The organism is Nocardiopsis synnemataformans, from assembly GCF_965343085.1.
Taxonomy (GTDB): Bacteria; Actinomycetota; Actinomycetes; order Streptosporangiales; family Streptosporangiaceae; genus Nocardiopsis; species Nocardiopsis alborubida.
In genome coordinates, this window is sequence record NZ_CBDRFA010000094.1 from 24,048 (window position 1) to 30,726 (window position 6,679).

Below are 6,679 nucleotides of genomic sequence, written 5' to 3' on the forward strand. Positions count from 1 at the left end.
GGTCTCAGGCGCGGGAGCCCCCGCCTCCGGCGGGCCCGCTCCCGTTCACCCGGTCCCGCTCGCCCGTCCGCGCCGTGACGGGATCGCGGCGCCCGGCGGCGCGCGCGGCACGGTCCTCGCGGCGGCGCATGGCCATGTCCGACAGGGCGGCCAGCCCGAAGGCGATGACGACCGCGGCGACGATCAGCACGGTCCACAGCGCGGTACCGAAGGATTCGGGGTCGATCATGGGTGCTCCGAGGGGATCGGGGGTTGGGCGTGCCGACAGCACAACCGTAATAGGCGTTAACTTTCGGACCGATCGCTGGCGACAGTGAACTGCGTCATACACGCGTCGCCACACGTCCGCCCGCACGCGCACACGACGAGGGGCTCGGAACGGCGTCGCGGCACCGTCCCGAGCCCCTGCCACACAGGCCCGAAGCCCCTACAGGATCGAACCGGGGGAGTAGGCGGCCGCCTCCGGACGCGCGGCCACGATCTGGTCGATCCGCCCCACCACGGCGGCCACCTGGTCGGCGGCGGCACCGGTGAAGGTGATCCGGTCGGCCAGCAGCGCGTCCAGCTCCGCGCGGTCCAGCGGGAAGCGCCCGTCCTCGGCCAGGCGGTCCAGCAACCGGTTGCCCACGCCCTCCTGGCGCATGGCCAGGGCCGAGCCCACGGCGTGCTCCTTGATCAGCTCGTGGGCGGTCTCGCGGCCCACCCCGGCGCGCACCGCGGCCATGAGCATCTTGGTCGTGGCCAGGAACGGCAGGTAGCGGTCGAGCTCGGCGGAGACCACCGCGGGGAAGGCGCCGAACTCGTCCAGCACCGTCAGCATCGTCTCGACCAGCCCGTCGAAGGCGAAGAACGCGTCCGGCAGGGCCACCCGGCGCACCACCGAGCAGGACACGTCGCCCTCGTTCCACTGGTCCCCGGCCAGCTCACCGGCCATGGACGCGTATCCGCGCAGAACCACGGTCAGCCCGTTGACCCGCTCGCAGGAACGCGTGTTCATCTTGTGCGGCATGGCCGAGGAGCCCACCTGGCCCTCGGCGAACCCCTCGGTGACCAGCTCGTGCCCGGCCATCAGGCGGATGGTCTTGGCCAGCGACGAGGGACCGGCGGCCAGCTGCACCAGCGCGGTCAGCACCTCGAAGTCCAGTGAGCGCGGGTAGACCTGGCCCACGCTGGTGAACCGCCGCTCGAACCCGAGGTGGGAGGCCACCTCGTCCTCCAGCGCGGTGAGCGCGGCGCGGTCCCCGCCCAGCAGGTCCAGCATGTCCTGCGCGGTGCCCACCGGGCCCTTGATCCCGCGCAGCGGGTAGCGGGAGATGAGCTCCTCCAGCCGCCCGTGGGCGACCAGCACCTCGTCGGCGATCGACGCGAACCGCTTGCCGAGCGTCGTGGCCTGCGCCGCCACGTTGTGGGAGCGGCCCGCCATCACCGTCCCGCCGTACTCGGCCGACAGCCTCCCCAACCGGGCCAGCAGCGCCACCACCCGGTCACGCGCCAGCAGCAGGCTGTCGCGCACCTGGAGCTGCTCGACGTTCTCGGTCAGGTCGCGCGAGGTCATGCCCTTGTGCACGTGCTCGTGCCCGGCGAGGGCGTTGAACTCCTCGATGCGGGCCTTCACGTCGTGGCGGGTGACCCGCTCGCGCTCGGCGATGGAGGCCAGGTCCACCTGCTCCAGGACCTTCTCGTAGTCCTCGACCACACCGGCGGGGACGTCCACGCCCAGACGTGCCTGGGCGCGCAGCACGGCCAGCCACAGCCGCCGCTCGGCGACCACCTTGTACTCGGGGGACCACAGCCGGGTCAGCTCCGCGGACGCGTAGCGGGCAGCCAGGACATCAGGGATCAGCGGTTTCGCACTCACGTCGTCCGACCCTATCGTCCTGAGCTGCGGCGCACGCGCGGCCACTCCCCCCGAAGGCCAGGGCCCTCCCCGGGCCCTTCCCCGGGCCCTCCGCGCAGGGGTCCCGGCTGCCCTGAGGGTAGGGCCAGCCCCACCCCCGGCCCGGTGGCACGGCCGATTCCCGCCTGGGCCGGGCCTGCCTAACGTTGGACCATGACCACTCCCGCGGAGTCCCCAAGCGCACCGCGCGCCCTGTTCCAGGCGCTCGGGACACGGCGTTTCCTGCTCACCTCATGGCCCTGGCGGGGCCTCGCCTACAGCGGCAGCACCACCCTGGTGGCCTTCGCCCTGTTCTTCGTCGCCTCTCCCGTCCTTGCCCCCTGGTTGGCGCTGTTCATGGCGTGGACCGGAGGGATCGAGGCGTCCGCCGACTACGTCGAGATCGTGCTGGTGCTGGTCCTGTGCCTGGTGTTCACGTTCCTGCTCGGCCCGCTGGTCGCCATCCCCCTGGGCGCGCTGGAGCGCTGGCGCCTGGGACTGGTCGGGGGCGGCCCCCGGGAGAGCGGGCACCGCGAGCCGGTCCCCGGACTGTGGGGGTGGGTGCGCACCCGCTACACCGAGGCCGCCACCTGGCGGGAGGTGGTCTACGCGGGGCTGATGCTCCCCCTGGCCGGGGCCACCGGCATGCTCACGGGCTTCCTCCTGATGCTCGTGATCATCCTGGTGTCCGGACCGTTCCTCCTCGACGACGTTCCCGGCTCCGTCGTCGACCTCGGCCCCGTGACGCTCACCTCCAGCGCCGAGGCGGCGCCCTACACCCTCCTGGCCCCGCCGCTGCTGGTCGTCCTGCTCTACGTGTCCGCGGCACTGGCGTGCCTGCACTCCCTGCTGGCCCGCACCCTGCTCGTCGGCCCGCCCAAGGGGGTCCTGCACGCCGAACTCAACCAGGTCACCGAATCGCGGGCCCGCCTGGTCAGCGCCTTCGAGTACGAGCGCCGCCGCATCGAGCGCGACCTGCACGACGGCGCCCAGCAGCGACTCGTCGCCCTGTCCATGGACCTGGGCGTGGCCCGCCTGGGCCTGGAGGAGGGCAGCGAGGCCGACCAGCGCGTGGTCGCCGCCCAGACCAAGGCCGACGAACTCATCACCGAGCTGCGCGAGCTGGTGCGCGGCATCCATCCCCGGGTCCTCACCGACCGGGGCCTGTCCGCCGCCCTGGAGGAACTGGCCGACCGCTGCCCCGTGCCCGTGACGGTGCACGCGCGGCTCGGCGGACGCCTGCCCGCCCACGTGGAGGGCACCGCCTACTTCGTGGTCGCCGAGGCCCTCACCAACGTCTGCAAGCACACCGAGGCCAACGCCGCCGCCGTGCACGCCAGCACGGCCCCCGGCGCACCGGGCCGGTCCGACACCCTGGTGGTCGAGGTCACGGACTACGGCGCGGGCGGCGCCGACCCCGCCCGCGGGTCCGGGCTCACCGGTCTCAAGGACCGCGTCGCCGTCATGGGCGGCACAATGGAGCTGTCCAGCCCCGAGGGCGGACCTACCCGAATCCGAGTGGAGCTTCCGTGCGGTCCCGTTCTCCCGACACCGCTGGCGTGATCCCCGACGCGCCCTCGGTCCCCACCGTCCTGGCCGAGGACGGCGTTCTGCTCAGAGAGGGCCTGTCCGGAATCCTGGAGCGCTTCGGCTTCCCCGTCGTGGCCTCGGTGGGCGACGCCGAGGCGCTGGTGTCGGCCGTCGCCGAGCACGAGCCCGGCCTCGTGGTCACCGACATCCGCATGCCGCCCGACTTCACCGACGAGGGGCTGCGTGCCGCCGTCCGGCTGCGCCGCGAGCGCCCCGGCCTGGCGGTGGTCGCGCTGAGCCAGTACGTGGAGCTGAGCTACGCCACCGACCTGCTCGACTCCGGGAACGGCCAGGGCGTGGGCTACCTGCTCAAGCAGAGGGTGGGCGACGTCCGCGAGTTCGCCTCCGTGCTGCGCCGGGTGGTGGACGGCGCGACCTTCGTCGACCCCGAGGTGGTCCGCCAGCTGCTGCGCCGCCGTGCCGACCCGCTGGAGCGCCTGACCCCCCGCGAGCACGAGGTCCTCGCCCTGATGGCCGAGGGCCGCTCCAACGGGGCGATCGCCCGCCAGCTGGTGGTCAGCGACGCCGCCGTCGGCAAGCACGTGGGCAACATCCTGGCCAAGCTCGACCTGCCCCAGGACGACGGCGTGCACCGCCGCGTCCAGGCGGTCCTGGCCTACCTGCGCGGCCGCCCCTCCTGAGCCTGAGCGCGGGGATTCGGCCGTCTTCGTCGCTTCCCGTCGTGCTCGGTGCCTCCTGCCGTCCCCAGCGTCCACGCTCCCCCGAGCGCGCGCGGCCCATCGGGGTCCGGTACGGACCGGCCGCGCCACGGACCCGCCGGGAGGCGGGGGAGCACCGGGCCTATCGTGGAGGGGCAGAGCCGTCACGGTGCGAACTCCCCCCGCAGCCCGTAGGAGACCGGATGCAGCCGACCGTCGCCGCCCCCGAGAGCGTCACCTGGAAGATCCACCTGGACCGGTCGATGTGGGTGGCGGGTGTGCGCGCCCTCATGCTCCAGGCCCTGCACCCGGTGGCCATGCAGGGGGTGTGGCAGCGCTCGGACTTTCGCTCCGACCCCACCGGCCGCCTGCTGCGCACCGCCCACTTCGTGGCCGTCACCACCTACGGCAGCCCCGCCGAGGCGGACGCGCTCGGCGAGCACATCCGCCGGGTGCACCGCGCGCTGTCCTTCACCGACCCGGCCAGCGGCCGCCTCCACCGGGTCGACCAGCACGACCTGCTGGTGTGGGTGCACTGCGCGGAGGTCTCCTCCTACCTGGAGAACGCCCTGCGCGCGGGCGTCGCGCTGACCGCCCGCGACGCGGACCGCTACCTCGACGAGCAGTCGCGCACCGCCGCCTACGTGGGCCTGTCGCGTGAGGACGTGCCGCGCTCGGTCGCCGACCTGCGCCGCTACCTGGCCTCGGTCCGGCCGGTCCTGCGCGTCACCCCCGAGGCCCGGCAGGCGGTGCGCTTCCTGCTGTGGCCCAAGGTGCCCGAGCGCCTGTCCTGGCTGGCCCCACTCAAGCCCCTGTGGTTCCCGGTCGGCGCGCTGTCCTACGCCACCCTGCCCGCGTGGGCGCGCCGCGCCTACGGGGTCCTGCCCGAGATGCCCGGCGGGGACGCGGCGGCCACCGCGTCGCTGCGGACCCTGCGGGCGGTGCTCAACCGGGTGCCCGAGCGCTACTACAACCTCGTCTTCGACGAGTCCACCGTGCGCAGCGCCGAGGAGGCCAGGCAGCGGCTGCTGGAGGCTGGGTACGAGATCGAGAACGGGTTCCGGGCGATGCGCGCCCGCACCCTCTTCCGGGCGCCCGCATCCGCTTTCGCGCAACCTGTAGACCATTGATGGGATGACGTGTCCTGCGTCAGTGGTCGTAGGCGTTGAGGGGTCGTAGGCGTTGTTTTCCACAGGCGGCCACGTTTTCCACAGGTGGTGGTTGGGGGTGTTCCCGGGTGGGGTTGGGGTGGTTTCCTGGAAATAGGGGGGATCCCACCCACGTGCGTTTCGGCATGCCCTCAACCGGCCGACAGTGAGAAAAGAACAAGGAATTGAGGGACAGGGAGGGGCCGCCATCAGGTCTCTCCCCTACGCCATTCCTGCTGGGGGTCGTTGGCGGCGACGAGAGCGCGCCCGCTGCCGCGAAAGGGCGCGGGAATGCGAGGAAACGGTCAGCGTCCGGTGGGGGCGAGGGTGCCCGACGACAAGCGGCACCAAAGGCGGGAGCGCCTGACGGAGGGCGACCAACGCCCGAGGTGCGGGGATGGCCGGGCTCTGCTGCGTCGGCACCAACGGCAGGCAGAACCTCCAGCCTCGAACAACGCCCCCGGCCCCTGCGGCCAGGGCGGGCGACGATGACACCGAAGGCGAGCGATCATTTCGGCCGCGCATTTATGGACACATTTTGGCCCGCCCTAATCATGGCTTATCGATGAAGGGCAAGCCTTCTGAAAAGGGAGCCGGAAAGGCGGGGAATTCAAGGCTGTGAATGCTGGCACAATGGCGACTGTTGGCTTATAATAAGAGGTATGGAGATGATGCTTGCAGCGCCCGACGTGGCCCCCGGGGAATGCTCCCCGGTCGTGGCCGCGCTGGCCGGTGCGCGCGAGGTCATCGACCAGACGTGGGGTGCCGACGTGCCGCCGGGGGCGGACGAGGCCGCCGCTGAGGAAGTCGCCGCCCTGTGGGCGCAGGTGGAGAGGATCCGCTATCAGGCGCTGACGCGGATGGCGCGCCTGTACGCGCGGGGTGAGGTGGCTCGCTACAGCGGCTACTCCACCTTGGATAAGTGGCTTGTCCACCACGGCAAGATGCCTACCGGCCAGGCCAAGGATCTGGCCCGTCTGGCCCAGCACGTGCACGAGGAGACGTTGCCGGCCACGGTTCAGGCTGTGGGCGAGGGCACGGTGGCGTTGGGTGAGGCGGTCGCGATCGCCAAGGCCACTGACAAAGCCGTCCAGACCCGCGACGCCCAGCATTTCCCTGACGCGGTGGAGTACCGGCGGGGGTTTGAGTCGGCGTTGGTGGCCGCGAAGGCAGAGCGGCCCGCGTTGTCGGTCAACCAACTCCAGTCGGTGGCCCGCCAGGTCGCTTATCGGTTGGACCCGCACCGCCTGGACCGCGATCACGAGGCCGCCCACGCGGCCCGAGGGTTGGCGGTCCATGACACGTTCCAGGGCAGCTACCAGTTACAGGCCTGGGGCGGGTCCGGGGACGCGTTGATCGTGCGCGCGGCCATCGACACCTTCACCACCCCGCCCGGAGAGGGCGAG

At 72.1% G+C, this 6,679-nt stretch carries 5 protein-coding genes and 1 pseudogene; 4 read left to right on the forward strand and 2 right to left on the reverse strand.

What is annotated here, in order from left to right; translation table 11 throughout:
* Window positions 1–4: 4 nt before the first annotated feature.
* Window positions 5–229, reverse strand: a complete 225-nt coding sequence (locus ACSIH6_RS34925; protein WP_435112601.1) for a histidine kinase — start codon at window positions 227–229, stop codon at window positions 5–7.
* A gap of 198 nt (window positions 230–427) precedes the next feature.
* Window positions 428–1,858 (reverse strand): adenylosuccinate lyase, encoded by a 1,431-nt coding sequence (gene purB / locus ACSIH6_RS34930; RefSeq protein WP_435112602.1) that lies wholly within the window; start codon window positions 1,856–1,858, stop codon window positions 428–430.
* Window positions 1,859–2,050: 192 nt separating this feature from the next.
* Here purB and ACSIH6_RS34935 point away from each other — a divergent pair, with 192 nt between their 5' ends.
* The 4 genes and pseudogenes from ACSIH6_RS34935 to ACSIH6_RS34950 all read left to right on the forward strand — a co-directional run.
* The gene (locus ACSIH6_RS34935; RefSeq protein ID WP_435112603.1) at window positions 2,051–3,439 is read left to right on the forward strand and encodes a sensor histidine kinase; all 1,389 of its coding nucleotides are present in this window, start codon (window positions 2,051–2,053) and stop codon (window positions 3,437–3,439) included.
* A complete protein-coding gene (locus ACSIH6_RS34940) occupies window positions 3,406–4,107 on the forward strand; it encodes a response regulator (RefSeq protein ID WP_435112604.1) in 702 nt (233 codons plus the stop codon). The genes ACSIH6_RS34935 and ACSIH6_RS34940 overlap by 34 nt, the downstream gene beginning before the upstream one ends.
* A gap of 221 nt (window positions 4,108–4,328) precedes the next feature.
* Entirely contained in the window at window positions 4,329–5,255 is a 927-nt protein-coding gene (locus tag ACSIH6_RS34945) for an oxygenase MpaB family protein (protein ID WP_435112605.1), read from the forward strand.
* A gap of 689 nt (window positions 5,256–5,944) precedes the next feature.
* Window positions 5,945–6,679: pseudogene (locus ACSIH6_RS34950) on the forward strand (HNH endonuclease); the annotation flags it as partial.